This is a genomic window from Sphaerobacter thermophilus DSM 20745 (assembly GCF_000024985.1).
Taxonomy (GTDB): Bacteria; Chloroflexota; Chloroflexia; order Thermomicrobiales; family Thermomicrobiaceae; genus Sphaerobacter; species Sphaerobacter thermophilus.
Genome location: NC_013524.1, coordinates 1014094 through 1032928, shown reverse-complemented (window position 1 = coordinate 1032928; position 18835 = coordinate 1014094). Strand labels below are relative to the sequence as shown.

At 69.1% G+C, this 18835-nt stretch carries 13 protein-coding genes; 7 read left to right on the top strand and 6 right to left on the bottom strand.

Annotated features, from left to right (window positions below):
• Positions 1-269: 269 nt before the first annotated feature.
• The gene (locus tag STHE_RS16675; protein ID WP_012873773.1) at positions 270-1145 is read left to right on the top strand and encodes a nuclear transport factor 2 family protein; all 876 of its coding nucleotides are present in this window, start codon (positions 270-272) and stop codon (positions 1143-1145) included.
• A 335-nt stretch (positions 1146-1480) separates the two neighbouring features.
• Positions 1481-3310 (top strand): S8 family serine peptidase, encoded by a 1830-nt coding sequence (locus STHE_RS16670; RefSeq protein WP_012873772.1) that lies wholly within the window; start codon positions 1481-1483, stop codon positions 3308-3310.
• 76 nt (positions 3311-3386) lie between these two features.
• Here STHE_RS16670 and STHE_RS16665 read toward each other — a convergent pair whose 3' ends face one another.
• Positions 3387-4604 (bottom strand): MFS transporter, encoded by a 1218-nt coding sequence (locus tag STHE_RS16665; protein WP_012873771.1) that lies wholly within the window; start codon positions 4602-4604, stop codon positions 3387-3389.
• A 281-nt stretch (positions 4605-4885) separates the two neighbouring features.
• On the opposite strand from STHE_RS16665, the gene STHE_RS18320 reads away from it, so the two are divergent.
• Entirely contained in the window at positions 4886-5437 is a 552-nt protein-coding gene (locus tag STHE_RS18320; RefSeq protein WP_012873770.1) for a GNAT family N-acetyltransferase, read from the top strand.
• 208 nt (positions 5438-5645) lie between these two features.
• On the opposite strand, the gene STHE_RS16655 is transcribed toward STHE_RS18320, so the two are convergent.
• The 3 genes from STHE_RS16655 to STHE_RS16645 all read right to left on the bottom strand — a co-directional run bounded on the left by STHE_RS16655 (position 5646) and on the right by STHE_RS16645 (position 8761).
• A complete protein-coding gene (locus STHE_RS16655; protein WP_012873769.1) occupies positions 5646-6578 on the bottom strand; it encodes an NAD(P)-dependent oxidoreductase in 933 nt (310 codons plus the stop codon).
• Between the two features lie 154 nt (positions 6579-6732).
• Positions 6733-7518, bottom strand: a complete 786-nt coding sequence (locus STHE_RS16650) for a GntR family transcriptional regulator (RefSeq protein ID WP_012873768.1) — start codon at positions 7516-7518, stop codon at positions 6733-6735.
• Between the two features lie 61 nt (positions 7519-7579).
• Positions 7580-8761: an aminotransferase class V-fold PLP-dependent enzyme gene (locus tag STHE_RS16645; RefSeq protein WP_012873767.1), complete on the bottom strand. Its 1182-nt coding sequence runs from the start codon at positions 8759-8761 to the stop codon at positions 7580-7582.
• A gap of 283 nt (positions 8762-9044) precedes the next feature.
• On the opposite strand from STHE_RS16645, the gene STHE_RS16640 reads away from it, so the two are divergent.
• From STHE_RS16640 to STHE_RS16625, 4 genes are all read left to right on the top strand, one after another.
• Positions 9045-9515: a nitroreductase family deazaflavin-dependent oxidoreductase gene (locus STHE_RS16640; RefSeq protein ID WP_012873766.1), complete on the top strand. Its 471-nt coding sequence runs from the start codon at positions 9045-9047 to the stop codon at positions 9513-9515.
• A gap of 73 nt (positions 9516-9588) precedes the next feature.
• Positions 9589-10641: a M42 family metallopeptidase gene (locus STHE_RS16635; RefSeq protein ID WP_012873765.1), complete on the top strand. Its 1053-nt coding sequence runs from the start codon at positions 9589-9591 to the stop codon at positions 10639-10641.
• A gap of 163 nt (positions 10642-10804) precedes the next feature.
• Entirely contained in the window at positions 10805-12586 is a 1782-nt protein-coding gene (locus tag STHE_RS16630) for a YncE family protein (protein WP_012873764.1), read from the top strand.
• A gap of 414 nt (positions 12587-13000) precedes the next feature.
• On the top strand, positions 13001-13960 hold the full coding sequence (locus STHE_RS16625) for a uroporphyrinogen decarboxylase family protein (protein ID WP_012873763.1): 960 nt from the start codon (positions 13001-13003) through the stop codon (positions 13958-13960).
• Positions 13961-14083: 123 nt separating this feature from the next.
• Here STHE_RS16625 and STHE_RS16620 read toward each other — a convergent pair whose 3' ends face one another.
• Together STHE_RS16620 and STHE_RS16615 are read right to left on the bottom strand one after the other, a co-directional pair.
• Positions 14084-17554: a diguanylate cyclase gene (locus STHE_RS16620; RefSeq protein ID WP_012873762.1), complete on the bottom strand. Its 3471-nt coding sequence runs from the start codon at positions 17552-17554 to the stop codon at positions 14084-14086.
• A 180-nt stretch (positions 17555-17734) separates the two neighbouring features.
• Complete coding sequence (locus STHE_RS16615) at positions 17735-18742, bottom strand: tyrosine-type recombinase/integrase (protein ID WP_012873761.1); 1008 nt, start codon at positions 18740-18742, stop codon at positions 17735-17737.
• Between the last annotated feature and the right edge of the window lie 93 nt (positions 18743-18835).

Here is an 18835-nt window from a genome sequence, read left to right as displayed (position 1 = left end):
AGGAGCGAGGCTTCCCGCGCCTGTATGTGCTGGTCGACCTCCACACCGGCGAGGGCATGATCGTGGCCATCTGGGGGCCCCCAGCGGATGAGGCGGCGTCCCAGTCGCGGTCGGCGAGCGCTTCGCACGGCTGGGGACAATCCTCACGGCCCCGCCCGCGCCGGACCGCACCTCTACCGTCGTGAACGAAAGCTAACCCTCGGACCCGCGATCGATCCGTCGCTCACGCACTGGTCCGTCGTCCTTCAGGTACAGAAAGGATCGAGGAGATGCACGCGCTCGACGTGGCAGGACAGTACTTTGATGCCTGGAACCGGCGCGACCCGGACGCCATCATGGCTACGTTCGCCGAAGGCGGCACCTACGCTGATCCGGCGGCGGGAACGCTCAGCGGGCCGGCTATCGGCGCGTACGCCGGGTCGCTGTTCGCCGCCTTCCCCGATCTGCACTTCGATCTGGTGCACGTCGCCGCGACGGACGGCGGCAGGGTCACCGCCGAGTGGCTCATGCGGGGCACCAACACCGGTCCATTCGCCGGGGCGCCGCCGACCGGGCAGACGATTGCCCTCCCGGGCGCGGATTTCATCACCGTCGACGGCGAAAAGGTGCGCTCAGTGCAGGGGTACTTCGACCGGCGCACGTTCGTCGAACAGCTCGGGCTCCAGGCGATGGTCATGCCCTACAAGGCAGGGCCGTTTGCCTTCGGCACCGCAACCATGGTCAAGACCGGGAAGCAGACCAAACCGGGGGCGGTCGGCGTGACGAAGATCACCGTGCGCTCGGATCAGGAGCGGGAGCAAATCCGCGAGTACAGCCGCGCCATCGCCGCCGAGATGCTGGAGATGCCGGGATTCCTGGGGTGGATCGGCGTCGTCATTGGTCAGGAGATGTACACCATCACCGCGTGGGAAGACACCGAGGCGCCCCGGCAGTTGGTGCGCGGCGGTACCCACCGCGGTGCGATGCGCCATTTCTACGAGAAGGACTTCGCGCTCGGCGGGATGCTGAGCGTCTGGTCTCCGGAGCGGATCAAGCTCGACGTGCGCTGCGATGAGTGCGGCCGCGTGTTTACGCTGCGCGACTGGGACGAGAGCACGCGGTGCGAGTGCGGCGCGGCGCTGAATAGCACGCAGACGACCTGGTGAGCTGCGCCCGCGGCATCGCCAGGCGCTCGGTGCGACGCAAGCGAGCTTCGCACTCTCCGTTCACATCGCCGCCGGCCGGGCTGCCAGGACGGGAGCAGCGGCCGGCGGCCCCCTGACAGGTTCGTCAGCGGTCCGTCACCCGTCTGTCATCTAAGGATCGTTAGGTTGAGCCTACTATCCTTATGTTCCCTATCTTTCGCGGGCCGACTCCCGCCCACCTCAACCGGCAAAGGAGGTGAACCGCCGCATCGGTCCGGTGAGTGTCCGCCCACTCGAACTGGAGACCGAGCTCACCGTATTCCGGCAGACGTGTAGACCAGAATCGAGGGAGTACGATGAGAACGAGGCTCGTTCGCCTCCTGGTAATCCTCGCACTGATGCTCTCCACCATGACCAGCCTCGGGTTCGCCGCAGCTCAGCAAGCGGGGAACCCGAGCACCAGCATGCCCGGCCGGTACCTCGTCGCGCTCAAGAGCACCGGGGATGCGCGTTTCATGCAGGCCCAGATCACCGAGATGGGCGCCACGGTTGTTCAGAACCTCGCGCCGCTGAACCTCCTCGTGGTTCACGGGACCGAGCAGGTCAAGCAGCGGTTGAAGGCCGACCCCCGCGTCAGCGGCGTCGCCACCGACCGCATCCAGCGCATCGTCCCGCCGGAGCTGGCGCCCGACATGTTCAGCAGCCCACAGGCGGCTGAGCCGATCCAGATTGACCTGACCGACGATGCACAGAACGGCGAGATCACGGGCGACCCGGCGTTCGACCTGTCCGGCCTGATGTGGAACATCGACCGCATCGAGGCTCCTGACGCATGGGAGACCACGTCCGGCGAGCCCGAGGTCCTGGTCGGCGTGGCCGACACCGGCCTCGACTCCACCCATGTCGATCTGGAGGACAACATCCACTCGGTGGTCGACTTCACCGAGGCCGAGGACCCGCCCATCTGCGACACGTTCTTCGGCGTCTCGGACCAGGCTCTCGCCGCGCAGTTCGGCGGGCCGGCCGACGGCGACTGGAACGGGCACGGGTCGTGGATCGGCGGCAACATCGCCGCGGTGCTCAACGAGCAGGGCGTCAACGGCGTCGCGCCCAACGTCAAGCTGGTCTCCCTCAAGATCTCGCAATGGTGCGGCTATGCCTATGATTCGACGATCCTCTCAGCATTCCTCTACGCCGCCTCCAACGACATCGACGTGGTCAGCCTCTCCTTCGGCGGCTACCTGGATCGCAGCGACCCCGAGCAGGACTTGATCTACAGCCAGTACGCCTCCGCAGTCGCGCTGGCCCGCTCCGAAGGAACGGTCATCGTCGCCGCTGCCGGCAACGAGCATGTGGAGATCGGAGACGGTGGCCAGGTGCTCAGCAGCGGTATGCTGACCACCCCGGGCACGCTCCTGGACGGGTTCCTCGACCTCCAGGGTCTGTACGAGATCCCGGGTGGGATCCCTGGCGTGGTCACCGTCGGCTCGACCGGGAATATGGTCAATGAGCCGTCGGATGAGTGTCCTGAGGGGACGACCGAAGGTTCGCTCGCAACCTGCAAGCCGGAGGACGACCCTCACCAGCCGTTCGGGGCCGGTGAGGAGAATCAGCTTGCCTACTACAGCAACTACGGACCGCGGATCGATCTCGTCGCCCCTGGCGGCTCCCGGATGTTCAACCTGCCGCTCTGGGATCGCGGCGGCACGCCCGGATTCCCCTACACCATCGAAGACGAATACACGGCCTGGCAAACCTTCTCGACGACCTCGAACTGGGCGCTCTACACAGCGCAGATCCCCTGCTTCCTGTTCATCGGCGGCGGGTTCCCCGCGGGGCAGTGCTACACGACCATCCAGGGCACATCGATGGCCACCCCGCACGTCTCGGCCGTCTTGGCCCTGGTCGCCAGCGCGAATCCGGACCTGCGCGGCGACCCGGACCGCCTGGTCGAGATCGTCAAGGAGACCGCTCAACCGATCTCGGGCAACGAGACCCCGCCGCTCGATCCGAGCGACACTTCGCCCGGCGACATCGGCGGCCCGTCCTGCCCCACCGGCTACTGCCACCTGGGTGGCGACCCGATCCCTGATGAGGACGCCTACGGTGCCGGGCTGGTAGATGCCGCGGCCGCCGTCGAGGCGGCCATGGTGGAGGATGAGGCCGGGAGCCAGAGCCAACCATAACCGCGGCACCTGCGTACCGATACGTCTAAGGACGGACGAGCGCCGGGAGGCTTCGCGCCCCCGGCGCTCATCTGCGTCACACTCGACCCGACCGGGAGTGCCGCCGAGCGGCGACGAGGACGGCGGCGCCGAGCGCCAGGGTGACGGCGCCGCAGGCGAGATAGAGCGTGGCCCACCCCAGCCGCTCGGCCATCGCCCCGGCGACGGGGAAGACGACGATCATCACCACCGAGAAGATCCACGAGTCGAGTGACAGGATCGTCGCCCGCTGCTCCGACGGAACCTGCCGGTTGAACCAGGCGATCAGCAGCGGCTCCCCCAGCCCGTAGGCGATCTGCGCGACGAGGTAGGCACCAATCGCCAGCACGATGTGCTCGGCTGCCGTGCCGGCCAGCCCAAGCCCGGCAACCGCGGCCACACCCGCGAATTGCCGGGCGAAGCGGCCGCGTGGCGCCACCCGCCCCAGGAGCGCCGCGCCCGCGGCGTTGAGCAGCAGGGAGATGCCGACGACGAGGCCGATGTTGCTGTTGGACAGCCCACGGGCGGTGAAGGCTGCCTGCAGGTAGAGGTGTGTCACCGTCGCTGCCGTCCAGAACAAGCCGGACAGGAGCAGCACCACGGCCACATCAGGACGCCGCGCCAGCACCGCGCGCGCCGCCCCGGCGTGCGCGGTGACTGACCGGCGCACACCTTCTGTCCCCCGCTTCCGGGGCGCCTCCGCCAGCCCGGCGGCCAGCCAGGCACCACCCAGTCCGGCCCCGATCACGAGCGCGAAGGGGATCCCGTAGCTGATCTCCGAGAGAGCTGCCCCCAGCCAGGTGGCGGCCGCTCCGACCACATATGCCGCGCCGAGCAGCCGGCCGAGGATGTCGGTGTAGCGGGCGTGACCCTCAGGGTCTTCTCCGAGCGCGTCGTAGAGGTAGGCCTGATCGCTGCCCGAGGCGAAGCTGTAGGAAGCGCCGGAGAGGAAGAGCGCCAGCATCACGACCGGCAACGACGGCGCAAGCCAGAGGAGCGCCACCCCGGTCGCCATCAGCAGCCCGCTGATCATCAGCGTCCAGCGACGCCCGATCAGGTCGGCCAACGCGCCGGACGGGACCTCCAGCAGGACCGGGGCCAGGTGGAACGCGGACTCGGCCAATCCGATCTCGGCAAGGCTGTAGCCGCGACTCTGGAGGTAGATAATCCAGATCGCGCTCTCGAACTTGGCTTCCCAGGTGAGCCGGTAAGCGTAGAAGCGACGGAGGGTGCGAGCCGCCGTCTCCGGCGGCGCGGCCGATCCGACTCCGAGCATGCCAACAAAACCCCTATCAACGACGGGAGGGGTCTACCATGCGGCGCCCACTCCCACTGTCCTTGCGCGCCAACCTCTCAGGACAGTGGTGTCGTGCCCGACTTGTGGCTCTGCTCGGTCAGCCAGGCTGCCTCGCGCTTGCCTGGCAACGTCTCGGCCATCGTGTGTCGCTCCTCACGGAAACCCGTGCAGCGGGCGGATGATACCACAGGGCGCCGGTAGCGCCACTGTCAGCGTATACTCAGCGGCGGGGAACTGGATCAGGGGAGGAGAACCACCACGTGAGCAGCACCGACACGGGGATTGCTGTCGCGCACGAGGTAATCGAGCGACATAGCTTCGCGCTGCTTGAGGCGACCCGCATCTACCACACGGTGTGGCCGGACCCGAACACCCGCTACGTGGACGTCGTCGCCATGCTCAACCGGCACGCCGGGTACCCGGGCTTCGCCGGCTTGCTGGCCCGCGAGAGCACCGGCCGCGCAGTCGCGATGGCCTACGGGCACACTACCTGCCCCGGGCAGTGGTGGCACGACCGTGTCGAGCCTGAACTGCCTCCCGAATCCGCCGGGTGGCTCGATGACTGTTTCGTCCTCGTCGAACTGGCGGTGCTTCCGGAGTATCGGAGGCGCGGCATCGCCCGCGGGCTGCTGGAGCGGCTCCTCCGCAGCCGGACGGAAGCGCGCGCCGCCCTCTCAACCCAGGAGGACAACGAGCCCGCCCTCGCCCTCTACGCCGCGCTCGGCTGGCGACCGATCGCCGGCCCCATGCGCTTCGCCCCCGCTGGAACACCGTTCGTCATCCTGGGGCGTGAGCTGCAGGGTTCCTGGTGAACGTTGACGGATTAACTTCGTCTACCCGCCAGTCAACCGCTCCCGCACTCACGTCATCCTGAGCGAAGCGAAGGATCTCGCGTCAGATCGGCCACGCACCGGGGGGGATCCTTCGCTTCGCCGGGCGCGGCTTACCGCCGCCCCCGGCTCCGCTCAGGATGACCACAACCCGGCGATGGGGGTGGCGCCGGCATTTCATGGTATTTCGTCAAGCTCCATCACTCGCCCGCGGGGAGAGATCCGCGTTTGCCAGGCGGGCGACGAGGCGACCGACCTGCTTCGCGTCCTCCTTGGCCATGCCCCGGCTGCAGGCAGCGGTGTAGAACTGGAGCGCCAGCGTGGTCAGGGCCAGCGGCGTTCCGAGATCGGCCCCCAGCGCCTCGGCCAGCTTCAGGTCCTTCCGCATCAACTCGAGCCGGAAACCGGGGGACGGCGCGGGCTGATCCCCCTCGGCCGCGGCCTGCAACAGCGTCGGCACGGCATCCGTCCAGGCCGCCGAGTTCCCGGAGCTGGACTTGACCACCTCATAGAGCAGGGAGAGGTCCGCGCCCGCGTTGGCCGCCAGCGACAGCGCCTCCCCGACGAGTACCAGCGTGGTCCCGGCCAGCAGGTTGTTGATGATCTTGAAGACCTTGCCCAGCCCGATGTCGCCCACGTGGTAGATCTGGCTCCCCAGCACCTCCAGGAGCGGCCGAACCTCTTCCAGGACCGCGCCGTCGGCACCGACCATGAGCGTCAGCGTCCCCCGCTCCGCGCCGTAGACGCCGCCGCTGACGGGGGCGTCCACCACCCGGATCTGGCGCCGGGCCGCCTCCGCCGCGACCCGCTGGATCATCATCGGGGAGGTCGTGCTGAAGTCGATGATCGTGCCGCCGGGCTGCATGTTCTCAATCACGCCGTCCGGGCCGAGAAAGACTTGGAAGAGGTCATCGTCCGCCGGCAGGCAGCTCATTACCACGTCGCTCTGGCTGGCGACCAGGAGCGGCGTCGGGACCGCGGTCGCGCCCGCAGCGGTGAGCCGCTGCACGGCCTCATCTCGCCGGCTGGTGAAGACGACGTTGTAGCCGGCCTGGCATAGGCGGAGCGCCATCGGCAGCCCCATTGCGCCGACCCCGATGAACCCGATCCGCTTGTTGTCCATCGCTGCGCTCCTTCGACATATGCGTCATGCGTCACACGTCATGCGTCACCCGTATTGCGTACTGCATGTCGTGTCATGCTCACCTCTCCCACCAGGGGAGAGGGGCCGGGGTGAGGGGGACGCATGACGTATGACGTATGACGCATCACGCTCCTCACCCGCCATCGAAGACGGGCACGAACTCGGTCAGCCGGGATCGCTGGCCGGGGTAGCCGCGGTCAAGCTCCACGCGGTAGCGCACCCGGTCTGCGCGGTAATAGCGCCGCTGGAAGTAGATCGGCTCGCGCCCCTCGGTGTAGGAGATGCGCTGGATGATGAGCAAGGGCGCGCCCCGCTCCACCTCCAACGCCTCGGCCAGCTCCGCCGTGGACTTCCCGGCCTCGATGACGAATGTGCCGGAGACCACCGGGATCTGATACTGGGTCTCCAGGATGTGGTAGATCGTTTCGCGCTCCAGCGCCGAGCGATCGAGCAGCCGCCCGTAGCGCAGCGGCAGGTAGGTTACGTCGAAGGCGATCGGCGAGGAGTCGGCGAGCCGCAGGCGATCGAGCCGAACCACCGGGGTCTGCGGGGCGAGGTCGAGATGCCGCGCCACCTCGGCCGAAGCAGGCTCCTCCCCAAGGTGGGTGATCCGCGACGCAGGCTGCAACCCGGCCGCGGCCATGTCCTCGACAAAGTCGGTCAGGCGGATCAACTCGTGTTCCACTAGCGGCGCGGTGACGAATGTCCCCTTCCCCCGCTGGCGCCGGAGCAGCCCGGCATCGACCAGCTGGTCGAGCGCGGCACGCACCGTGATCCGGCTCACGCCGAACTGGTCGCATAGCTCGGCTTCCGACGGCAGGCGGTCGCCTGGACGGTAGATCCCCTCGGCGATCTGCCGCCGCAGCCGGGCGGCCAGTTGTTGATACAGCGGGGTAGATCCCGCCCGTAGCTCGCTCATTCCGCCCTCCCGGGCCCGCGTACCATCGCGCTGATGGGCCACGCGAGCCGCCCGGCCAGGCTCAGGCCATCGACGCGACGACCTCGACCAGCCGGTCCACCTCCTCCTCGGTGTTGTAGTAGTGGGGCGACGCGCGCACCACGCGCTCCAGCCCTCGCGCCGTCATGTCGTAGCGGGTGGAGGCCACGGTCGAGACAGTGACATTGATCCGCTCGGCCGCCAGCCGCTGCTTGATCGCCTCCGGGTCCACGCCATCCAGCGTGAAGCTGACGATCCCGCCGCGCTCGACCCCGAGGTCATGGACCGCGCCGCCCGGGATCTCGCAGATCCGTTGGCGCAACATCTCAGCCAGCGATCGCAGACGCGCGGAACCCGCCTCGACCCCGACTGCCATGGCGTAGGCAGCGGCGACACCCATCCCGATCTTGCCCGCGATGTTCGACTCCCAGTTCTCGAAGCGACGCGCGTCGCCGCGGATCTCGTAGCGATCGGGTGCCACCCAGGTGGCCGCGTGCAGGTCCAGGAAGACCGGCTCGATCTGCTCCACGATCTCGCGGCGGACGTAGAGGAAGCCGACGCCCCGTGGACCGCGCAGGTACTTCCGGCTGGTCGCCGACAGCATGTCGCAGCCGATGGCCCGCACGTCGATCGGCACTTGACCGACCGACTGGCACGCATCCACCAGATAGAAAACGCCCGCCTCGCGTGCCACTTTCCCGATCTCGGCCACCGGCTGGATCAGCCCGCCATTGGTCGGGATATGGCTGACCGCGATCAGCCGGACCCGGTCGTCCATCATCTCCCGCAGCGCCGCCACCGACATCTGCCCGTGCTCATCGTTCGGCACGACCTCGACGGTCACTCCGCTGCGCCGGGCGACCTGCAAAAAGCTGATGACGTTGCTGGCGTACTCGGACATCGAGGTGAGGATCCGGTCGCCGGGCTTGAACGGGATCGAATAGAAGGCCATATCCCAGGCACGCGTGGCGTTCTCGACGATGGCGATCTCGTCGCGCTCGGCGCCGATCAGCCGTGCGACCGCGTCGTACGCCCCTTCGATGAACTCCTCTGCGGCATCCGCGGCTTCGTAGCCGCCGATGCGGCTCTCGAGCTTGAGGTGGTCGATGGTCGCATCGATCACCGGGCGGGGCATCAACGCCGCGCCGGCATTGTTGAAGTGGATCACCTCCCGGCAGCCGGGCGTGTCCTCCCGCAGTCGCCGCACCTGCTCGGCCGTGAGCATGCCTCCTCCTCGCCGCGTGCCCAATTCCTGGATTCTGCGCCAAGTCTAGCCGTTTCCCGGGACGGAGTCATGCGCCTCGCGCGGTACAGGAGCGCGGGATGGCTCGACGAGGCGATGGCCAAGTGAGCGGCGCCGTGATACCTTCGTCGAGCGCCCCCAACGGATGGGCCGCACGATCACTCCATCCTGACACACGCGTCATCACCGTTTGCTTGTCGCAGTGCGATAGGTGTCTCTGGAGGAATCGGTCTTGCCGGGCGAGCTGAGGAAATTCGAGGAGTAGATGGTGGCACAGACCTATCGTATGACCCTGGGACGACGGCTGGCCAACGCCTTCGTCCGGGCGATGCTGGCCGTCGGTGTGCCCATCAGGGACACCTACGTATTGACGGTGCGCGGTCGGCGCACCGGACGGCCGCACTCGACACCGGTGCGTCTGGTCGAGGAGAACGGTCAGCGCTGGCTGGTTGCTCCCTACGGCCCGGTCAACTGGGTCCGCAACGCGCGGGCGGCGGGCCAGGTGACGCTCAGCCGCGGGCGTAAGTTGGAGACGGTCACCATCGAGGTGCTGGGGCCGACCGAGAGCGCGCCGGTGCTGAAGCGCTACCTGGAGGAGGTCCCGATCGTCCGCCCGTTCTTCGATGTCACGCCGGATTCTTCCCTGGAGGCGTTCGCCGCCGAGGCGCCGCGCCACCCTGTCTTCCGCATCGTCGGCCCGGTGTGGGAGAACCATTCGCGCGGTGCGTCCCTTTGACGTGGCATCGTCGCGCTGTTAGCATCATGGCGTCCATGAGATTTTTCCAGCGGAGCTGGCGGTGGGAGGGACAATGGAGATCAACGTCGATCTGCTCAAGCGTATCTGCGAGGCACCCGGCATCCCGGGCCGCGAAGAGCAGGTCCGCGAGGTGGTTGTGCGCGAGCTCGAGCCGCTCGTCGACGAGATTCGGGTCGACGCGCTGGGCAACGTCATCGCCACGAAGAAGGGCCGGGGCGGCCCACGGGTGATGCTGGCGGCACACATGGACGAAATCGGGTTCATGGTCCGCCATATCGACGACAAGGGCTTCATTCGCCTCCAGAACGTGGGCGGATTCGACGCACGCATGCTGGCCGCGCAGCGGGTGCTGGTCCACACCAGGAACGGCGATGCACTCCGCGGCGCACTCCAGCCCGACTCCAAGCCGATCCACGTGCTCCAGCCCGACGAGGTCAAGCCGTTCAAGATCACCGACTACTACGTCGACCTCGGCCTGCCGGCGGAGGAGGTACGCGCCCGGGTCGATATCGGCGACATGGTGACGCTCGACCGGACCCTGGAGCGCGTCGGCAACGCGGTCATGAGCAAGGCACTCGACGACCGCGTCTCGGTCTTCATCATGATCGAGGCGCTGCGAGCGCTCGGCGACCACGAGGCGGAGGTTATCGCGGTCGCGACCACCCAGGAGGAGGTCGGCCTGCGCGGCGCGGAGACGGCCGCCTTCGGCGTGGAGCCGGACATCGGCGTGGCGCTCGACGTGACGCTGGCCGGTGATATCCCCGGGTTCAAGCCGGAGGAGCAGGTGACCCGGCTCGGCGATGGGGTGGCCATCAAGGTATTCGACTCGTCCCACATCCCGAATCACAAGCTGGTGCGTCACTTCCGCGATGTGGCCGAGCGCCACGGGATCAAGTACCAGCTCGAAGTGCTGAGCCGCGGCGGCACCGACGCCGGGGCGATGCAGCGCGCCCGCGCCGGGGTTCCGGTGATCACGATCTCGACACCGACGCGCTACCTCCACACCGTGAACGAGATGGCAAACGTGGACGACATCCAGGCAGCGATCCAACTCGTGGCACGCTACCTGGAGGAGGCGCACACGGGAGACTACCGGCTCGGCTAGAGGCCGGGCGCCGGGGTGGCTGGTGGAGGGCCCCGGCGCTGGTCGGCCCCCTTCCCGCTCACGCAGCCGCTGGGACGGAGCGGCGGCGCCGGGCGGCTGAATCCAATGACCGTTTGAGGAGGAGACGAGCGACCGGCCGATTCGAGGCGCGGAGAGGGAGAGCATGGTCGCGCGCCTGCTCCACGGGCTTCACACGTTGCGGGCACTGGCAGTGGCGGTACTGCTGCTGGTGGTCGCCGCTCCGGTCGTCTCGGCGAGCGAGCCAATGCCGGGCCCGCCGGAGGCGACCGGCTGGCGCTTCGCCGGGATGACCGTCGAGCCGACCAATCCGGCGGTCGGCGATGTCGCCACCGTCCGCTTCAGCGTCGTGGACGACGAGGGCACGCCGCTCACCGGGTTGCGTCCGGTCGCGGCGCTGCGCCCAGCGGCAACCACCTCCGGCGCTCGGCCCGACCCGGTTCTCATCGCCGTCGGTCGCCCCCTCGACGACCCCGGCTGGTATCAAGTCTCCCTGGCCCTGAACCAGGCGGGGCGCTGGTGGATCGACCTGGAGGTGACCAACGACGCCGGCCGCACGGCGACGACCAGCCACTTCGTCGTCGTCGCGCCGACGCTCGGCACCCCACCCGCTACGACCGAGGCTCCCCTCTTCCTGCCCGGCGACTCCTGGGGGGCCTACTACCGGCTCGACCCCGATACCGGCAGCCTCGCGACCCTGAGCGGCGAGGATCTCCTCCACGCGGGCAACCACTGGTGGCTGGCGACTACCCGGCTCACCCCGCGCGGCCCGGTCACACCCGAGTACGGCGGCACCTGGCACCTGACCGTGGAGCTGAGCGACGGTCTCAGCGGCCGGCCGCTCTACGCCGTGGACCTTGGCGACATCCGCGCGTCGGTCTACGTCGGCAGCGCCGACGAGCCCGCCATTTCCACCTCGCTGGCGGTGGCACCGGACGGCTCGCATTTGTACCTCTACTGGGCGCGCCAGCTCGGCCAGGGCTGGCTCGCCAGCGTCGCGATCGCCGATGCCGGCACCGGCGAGATCCTGCTCCAGCGAGAGTTGACCGGTGCGGTCGTGGCCGATGTGTTCTGGGGCCGGCTCGACGTCAGCGCCGACGGGACCCGGCTCGTCCTCGCCGAACGCACCGCACGATCCGCCAGCCAGAGCGGCTACCGCCTGACCGTCCTCGACGCCGCCACGCTCGACACGGTGGCTCAGCACCGCCGCACCGTCGCGCCGGACGACCCGCTGACGGCCTGTGTCCTCCCCTACCCTGGCCCGGCCGGCGCCATACCCGGGGCAGACCCGCTGCACTACAGCCTTTGCATGCCCCGCGGATCGCTCAGCCAGCCCGCGCTGGTGATCTGGGACCCGATCGCCGGGGCAGTTGTCCACCAGGTGTCGCTGGCGGCGGTCGCCGGGGACGCGCCGCAGTACGTCGACGGTGTCGCTGCCCCCGACGGCCGACACTTCTACGCGGTCAACACCGCGACCCGCCACGTGGCCGAGATCGACCTGCTCGACGGCAACCTGCTCCGCACCGCGAACCTGGCCCCGGATCCCGGTGACCCGCCCTCGACGTTTGATCGATTCTTCGACTGGATCTTCGGCTGGGTCGCGCCACAGGCCGCGGCTGGTGTCTTGATCGAGCCGGGCGTGACGATCGCGCCCGACGGAAGCTCGCTCTATCTCGTCCCCGCGAGCAGCGGCAGCAACCCCGGGGATGGCGTGCTGGTGATCGACACCGATTCGCTCCAGGTCGTCGGTCACCTGCTCGCCGGTCAGCCCGTGGCCGGTGTCCTGGTGACGCCAACCGGGCACCTCGTCGTCCACGAGGTGGGCAACGCCGACCACGACGCGCTCTCGGTGCTCGACCCTGATGGGGAGATGCTCCTCTCCCTTACGCTCCCCGGTCGCGGCATCCGCCTGGGACAGGGACACTGACGCCCCGCCCCAAACGGGTCACACCAGCGCGCTCCCGCTCGAATTCTCCGCCGCTCCCGACTGCTCCCGCGCGTCGGCACACCGAGTTGAAACCCGCGGTAACAATTTCGGCTCCCGTGACGTTGTAGGTAGTGAAGCGCACGTGAGTGCACAGGGTTCTTCCCCCGGAGACCCGATCCGTGCCCTTCCCTCCCCCTGACGACGCCCCGGCCCCCCGACCGGGGCGTTCCCTTTTGTGCCGTCCACCCGGGCGGACAGGCGGTGCGGGGTTTCGGCGCCCATGCTAAGATGCGGCGCGTGGTGCGGCGTGCGCCGGGCCGCACAGAAGCGGGACCCGCTCACTGCCGTCAATGACACCGGCTACGCACCGCGCTGGCCGGCCGCCAGCACGGACCAGGGAAAGGGAGTGCGGTTATGGCATTCGTCGAGGAGATGACCAAGACCGAGCGCATCATGGCCGCCGTCAACGGCGAAGAGGTTGACCGCGTCCCCGTCTGTTTCTGGCACCACTTCCGCCCCGAGGGGTCCGGGCGCCGGCTGGCTGAGGCTACCTTCAACTTCTTCGAGGCCACCTTCGACCTCGACATCCTCAAGATCATGCCGGATATCCCCTACCCGTTCCCACGCCGCTCGATCACCAAGCCGGATGACTGGCTGCTGGTCGAGCCGATCGACCAGGAGCGCTCGCGTTACTTCACCCAGCGCGCCATGGCCATCCGGGCACTCCGCGACATGGTCGGCTTCGATGTGCCGATCATCATGACGGTGTTCAGCCCCCTGGCGGAGGCAATGTACGCCGCCGAATCGCGCGACCTGTTCCTGCGGCACCTCCAGGAGCACCCCACCTTCGTCCACCAGGCGCTGGCGACCTACGCCCAGAACCTGCGCGCCCACATCCAGGACTGCATTGACGCCGGTGCCGACGGCGTCTTCTTCGCGCTGCAGGGCTGCACGAGCGCCATCATGAGCCGCGAGCTGTACCGCGAGGTGGGACGCCCGTATGACCTCCTCGCCCTCCAGGGCGCGATCGACGGCTGGCTGAACGTGCTCCACGTGCACGGCGACCGCGACCTGTTCTTCGACGACGTGCTCGACTATCCGGTCCAGGTGCTGAGCTGGAGCGACCGCCTCGCCGGCCCCAGCCTGCGCGAGGCCCGCACCAAGACCAGCAAGTGCCTGATGGGTGGCTGGCACGAGTTCGGCGCCCTCTCGAACGGGCCGGTGGAGAAGATTCGTGAGGAGGCCCAGGACGCCATCCGCCAGACCGGCGGGCGCAAGTTCATCCTGGCCAACGGCTGCTCCGTGCCCGACGACACGGACTACCAGTGGCTCCACGCCGCCCGCGAGATCGTCAACGACCTGGCGGTGGAGTAGAACACGTCATCCGTCATCCGTCATCCGTCCCCCTCACCCCCAGCCCCTCTCGCACGGAGCCCACCAGGGGAGAGGGGAGCAGGACGCATGACGGTTGACGGTTGACGGTTGACGCATGACGCCTCACTCCTGCCCCAACGCGCGCTGGACGTCGTCGAGGAGTTGGGGCAGGGATGCGGTCTGGCCTGCCTGCCAGGCAGCCTGCCAGGCGGTCGGGGACAGGCTGGCGCGGGCAGACTCGATCAGGCGGCGGAACTCGGGGTGCACGGAGGCGGCTCCGGGGGAGCGCGTGGCGGCACGGATCGCGGCCACGGCGCCGAGCAGGCGGGCAGCGACCTCCGGCTTCCGCAGCGCTGCGGCCACCCCGGCCAGAACCTGAAGTCCCTCGACCATCTCCGCCTTGTAGCCGAGTTCCTGCCAGCGCGCGAGCGCCTCGAAGCAGTCGCGTCTGCTCGCCTCCAGATCCCCCTGAATCAAGGCCAGCAGAGCCCGGCGCGCCAGCGTCAGCACCGCCGTGCGCTCGTCCCGCGACTCGTGCGCCAGTGCCCAGCTCTGCTCGAAGTGCTGCGCCGCCGCCGCATAGTCGCCACGCTGCAGCGTGGCCGCCCCCAGGTTCGACATCGTCAGCGCAAGACCGCTCCGGTCACCGGCCGCCTCCTGGGCCGCCAGCGCCTCCGTCAGGCGGTCGATCGCCTCGACGATATCCCCGCGTTCGAGGGCCGCCCAGCCCAGATTGGAGAGCGTGATCGCGACCGCCCAGGCGTCACCCGTCTCGCGAGTCATGGCAAGGCTGGCACGGAAGTAATCTTCGGCTCGGTCGTACTCACCCCGCCGCCCGGCCACGAGGCCCAGGTTATTGAGCGCCGCAGCTTCCCGCTCGCGGTTGCCCAGCCGCCGCCAGAGCTGTAAGGCGGACTCGAAGCAGTCCTCGGCTTCGTCCGAGTTCCCCAGCATCCAGTTGATAGAGCCGAGCGAGTGCAGCACCGCAGCCAGCACCGGGTCCGAGAGCCGCTCGCGCTCCTGGATCACCGCCGTCAGCCACCGGTGCAGCTCGGCGGTCCGCCCGACGCTGTCCCAGTAGATCCAGAGAGCCGCGGCGAGTCGGCCCGCGCGCTCCATCTCACGCCGCTTGATCAGCCACGCCATGGCCGCGCGGATATTGTCGCGCTCCGCCTCCAGCCGGCTCCGCCAGCGCATCTGGTCGTGCCCCCGGAGGTGTGGCTGGGCCTTCTCCACCAGATACAACATGTACGCCGCGTGGCGGTCGCGGACGGCCGCTTCCTCACCGCTTGCCGCGAGCAGCTCCAGCGCGTATTCCCGGATCGTCTCCAACATCCCGATGCGCCGCCCTCCCGCCGCCAGAAGCAGGCTCTTGTCGTAGAGGGAGCGCACCACGTCGGCCGGGGGCGGCTGCCCCGGCCGGCCGTGGCCCAGCCCACCGCCCAGGACGGCGGAGACCGCCTCCAACGTCGCGCCGCCGACGAAGACAGCGAACTGCCGGAAGAACCGCTGCTCTGTGGGCGACAGGAGGCGATAGCCCCAGTCGATCGCGCCGCGGAGGGTTCGCTGGCGGGCCGGGAGGTCGCGCGGCCCGTCGTCCAGGATCGCCAGCCGCCGGTCCATCTGGGCCAGCAGGTCGCGCGGGGAGAACTCGTCCACTCGCGCCGCGGCCAACTCGATCGCCAGCGGAAGGCCGTCCAGCCGCGCGCAGAGTGCCGCGATGTCGGCGGCATTCTCGTCGGTGACCCGGAAGTCGGGGCGCACTGCCTGCGCGCGGGCCACGAACAGCGCGGTGGCCGCGAAGTCGGTCAACCTCGCAGCCGACCACCCGTCGCCCGACCGCGGGACCGGGAGCGGGGGAACGGCGAACACCACCTCCTCCGGCAGGTTGAGCCGGTGCCGCGAGGTAACCAGCACGCGCAGGTGACGCGAGGCCGCCAGCAGGTCGGCGACCAGCGCGGGCGCATCGGGGAGCTGCTCCAGGTTGTCCAGCACCAGGAGCATGCGGGACTCCTGGAGCTTTTCCTTCAGGTAGTCAAGCGCCGTCTCGCCCGCGGGCTGCTGCTCGCCGAGCGCGGCGAGGATCGTATCGGGGACGAGCCGGGTGTCCTGGATCGGCGCCAATGGCACGAACCAGACGCCGTCGGGGAAGTCCGTGCGCACCGCGGCCGCCACCTCGAGCGCCAATCGCGTCTTCCCGATGCCCCCGGGCCCGGTGAGCGTCACCAGGCGGTGCTCCAGGATGAGGCTCCGGGCCTGAGCCACCTCGGCGGTACGGCCGACAAACTCGGTCAGGGCCGCCGGGAGGTTGTGGGGATACTGCTGCACCAGCGGCCCCGTCCCGCCATCGCGGATCGCCCCGGCGTAGCCGTCTGCGAGGCGCCAGCCGTTGCCCGGCTCACGGCGCAGCACCCCCTGCTCGACCAGCCGGTCCAGCGTGGCGCGGATCGCCGCGGGCCTGCCCTGCGTGGTGCGGTGGAGCCAGACGATGAAGTCCGCTGGCGGATCCCACAGCAGCGTGCCGCGCACCCAGACGCGTGTCGCCTCCTGCGAGAGCGCATCCACGACCACCCGGGCGACGAACGGCGCGGTCGGAACCGAGGCGGCACCACCGGCGGTCGCCATCACCCCGACGGGCATGGGCCCCGCCCCGGCCAGCAGCCTCTTGACCCAAGAGCGGGCGGCCGGATCAAGGTCGTCCCAGCCATCAAAGACGATCAGGAGCCCATGACATCCATCCTCCGCCGCAAGGCGTCGCAGCCGTGCCTCTGCCTCGTCGGCGGGCAGGGACACGAGCTCCTGCCACGGGACACTCAGGCGCCCAGGCCCCGGCGCGAGCGGCACCGGTTCCCGGCCGTCGAGCGGAAGAATGGCGTACCCCTGCTGCAGCGCCGCCGCGACCCCCGCGGTCAGCAGGCGCGAACGGCCCGTCCCTGGCGCCCCGGCGATCAGCAGCGCCCCGCGCCCGGCCCGGCGAAGGCGCGAAAGGAAGGTGTGGATCGCCGCAAGCTGGGTGTCGCGCTCGATCAGGCGGGCCGGCTCCGGCAGCCTGTCCGAGTCCGCCACGGCCACGTCCTCGGCGACCACGCGACGGCGCCCCTGCCGCTTGGCCTGGGCATGCCGCTGGTCGGCGCACTCCATCAGCGCCTCTGCAGTGTCCGCGTCGTCGGGGTAGGTCGCGACGCCCACGCTGATCGAGAGGCGCAGCGGTGGCACGCCCGGGCACGGCGTCGCCTGCACACGCGCGAGCAGTCGCTCCGCCAGCGCGACGGCCTGGGCGTGCGTCGAATCCGGGAGGATCAGGACGAATTCGTCCCCACCGTAGCGGACCATGAGATCGCTGCTACGGAGCTCCCGCTGGATACGGTGGGCCACCTCCCTCAACGCCTCATCGCCGCGCCGGTGGCCGTAGGCATCGTTGATATTCTTGAAGTGATCCACGTCGAGGAGACAGAGCGTGACCCGGCTCCGCTCACGCTGCGCGGCGTCGAGGGTCGCCTGGAGGACGTCATCGAGGCATGTCCGGGAGAGCGCCCCGGTTAGCGGGTCGCGGGGGCAGTGCCGCACGTCGAGCGAGGACGGCATCGACGACATCACGTGCCTGCACTCTCGTCAAGGGTCGGACCCGCAGATACGGGGACCCACTCGCGTCCGTCTCTACTCGCACTGTACGGTACGCACCTACCGCACGGCTATCCCCCATCAGCAACGATGTGCCTAGTCGGTTGTCTCACTCCGTAGGGGTACTGATGGCGGGCACACCAGGACGTGCCGCTACGCGCCGAGCGGGCGACGGTACGGGCCGAAGGCTTCCTGGTACTCCTCGGCCACCTCGGCCGCGACCTTGTGGACGTAGATGCGGGTGGTGGTCGGTGAGGCATGTCCGAGGATGGTCTGCACAGTCGACTCACGCACCCGGCGGCGTACCAGCTCGGTCGCCAGGCCGTGGCGGAATGAGTGCGGGGTAATCGGGTTCTCCACCCCCGCCGCGACGCAGAGCTGCGCCACGATGTGCTCAACCGTGCGCGGGCTGATGGCGCGCCCGGGGACGCCCACCTTGTCCCGCCCGCTGAAGGCCGGGAAGGCTCCGACACCGCGGCCGCTATCGCCGCGCGCCGCCCAGTAGGCCACCAGCGCCTCGGCCGTCTCGCTATCGAAGAGCACGGTGCGGCTCTTGCCCCCTTTGGCCCGGTAGATGCTGGCGGTGCCGTCGGCGAGCTGGATGTCCCGCCGTCGCAGGCCGCACAGCTCCGACACCCGCACGCCGGTGCGGTACAGGAAGAGGATCATCGCGCGCAGCTTGAGGCGGCGCAGCTCCTTGTCGGGGTCGACCTCATGCGGGAGCGAGCGCACATACTCCACGATGCGGTCCAGGTCGCTGGTCTGGACATCGGGCGGCGGCGGCGTGAAGCGCGGCATCATCGCCGCCACACGCGTGCGCAGCTTCTCCGTCGAGAGGTTCGGGTGCAGATCGTACGAGACGAGGTAGGCGTACAGCTTCCGCACGGCCGCCAGGTTGGTCTGCGCCGTGCGCATGCGGGACACCTCCTCCGGCGATCGGACGTCGTCCGGCATGAGGGCGGCGACGAAGTCGGTGACATGGTCCTCGCTCAGCGCCGTCACCGGGCTCGTTTCCGGGTCCAGATCGAACCGCTCCTTCAGATGCTCGGTGAACTTCGTCACCGCGGTGCGGTATGTCTTCTTGCTCCGTGGCGACAGGCGCAGGTTCTCGAAAAAGTCCTCGATGGCGTCAGCGATCGTCGGAGCCGCCCCGTTCGTCATTCGTCCCGCTCCCAGTTGGCCGGTCGGCATCGGCGCCGCCTGGCCATATGTACGTACACTATGCGAGTATAAGCCGGGGAAATAGACGCACGC

Bases quoted from the DNA above. Each gene is read 5' to 3' on its own strand.
- STHE_RS16625 (WP_012873763.1), top strand. From the start codon at position 13,001: ATGGCATTCGTCGAGGAGATGACCAAGACCGAGCGCATCATGGCCGCC.
- STHE_RS16645 (WP_012873767.1), bottom strand. From the start codon at position 8,761: ATGCTCACGGCCGAGCAGGTGCGGCGACTGCGGGAGGACACGCCCGGC.
- STHE_RS16665 (WP_012873771.1), bottom strand. From the start codon at position 4,604: ATGCTCGGAGTCGGATCGGCCGCGCCGCCGGAGACGGCGGCTCGCACC.
- STHE_RS16655 (WP_012873769.1), bottom strand. From the start codon at position 6,578: ATGGACAACAAGCGGATCGGGTTCATCGGGGTCGGCGCAATGGGGCTG.
- STHE_RS16615 (WP_012873761.1), bottom strand. From the start codon at position 18,742: ATGACGAACGGGGCGGCTCCGACGATCGCTGACGCCATCGAGGACTTT.
- STHE_RS16640 (WP_012873766.1), top strand. From the start codon at position 9,045: ATGGTGGCACAGACCTATCGTATGACCCTGGGACGACGGCTGGCCAAC.
- STHE_RS16675 (WP_012873773.1), top strand. From the start codon at position 270: ATGCACGCGCTCGACGTGGCAGGACAGTACTTTGATGCCTGGAACCGG.
- STHE_RS16635 (WP_012873765.1), top strand. From the start codon at position 9,589: ATGGAGATCAACGTCGATCTGCTCAAGCGTATCTGCGAGGCACCCGGC.
- STHE_RS16620 (WP_012873762.1), bottom strand. From the start codon at position 17,554: ATGTCGTCGATGCCGTCCTCGCTCGACGTGCGGCACTGCCCCCGCGAC.
- STHE_RS16670 (WP_012873772.1), top strand. From the start codon at position 1,481: ATGAGAACGAGGCTCGTTCGCCTCCTGGTAATCCTCGCACTGATGCTC.
- STHE_RS16630 (WP_012873764.1), top strand. From the start codon at position 10,805: ATGGTCGCGCGCCTGCTCCACGGGCTTCACACGTTGCGGGCACTGGCA.
- STHE_RS16650 (WP_012873768.1), bottom strand. From the start codon at position 7,518: ATGAGCGAGCTACGGGCGGGATCTACCCCGCTGTATCAACAACTGGCC.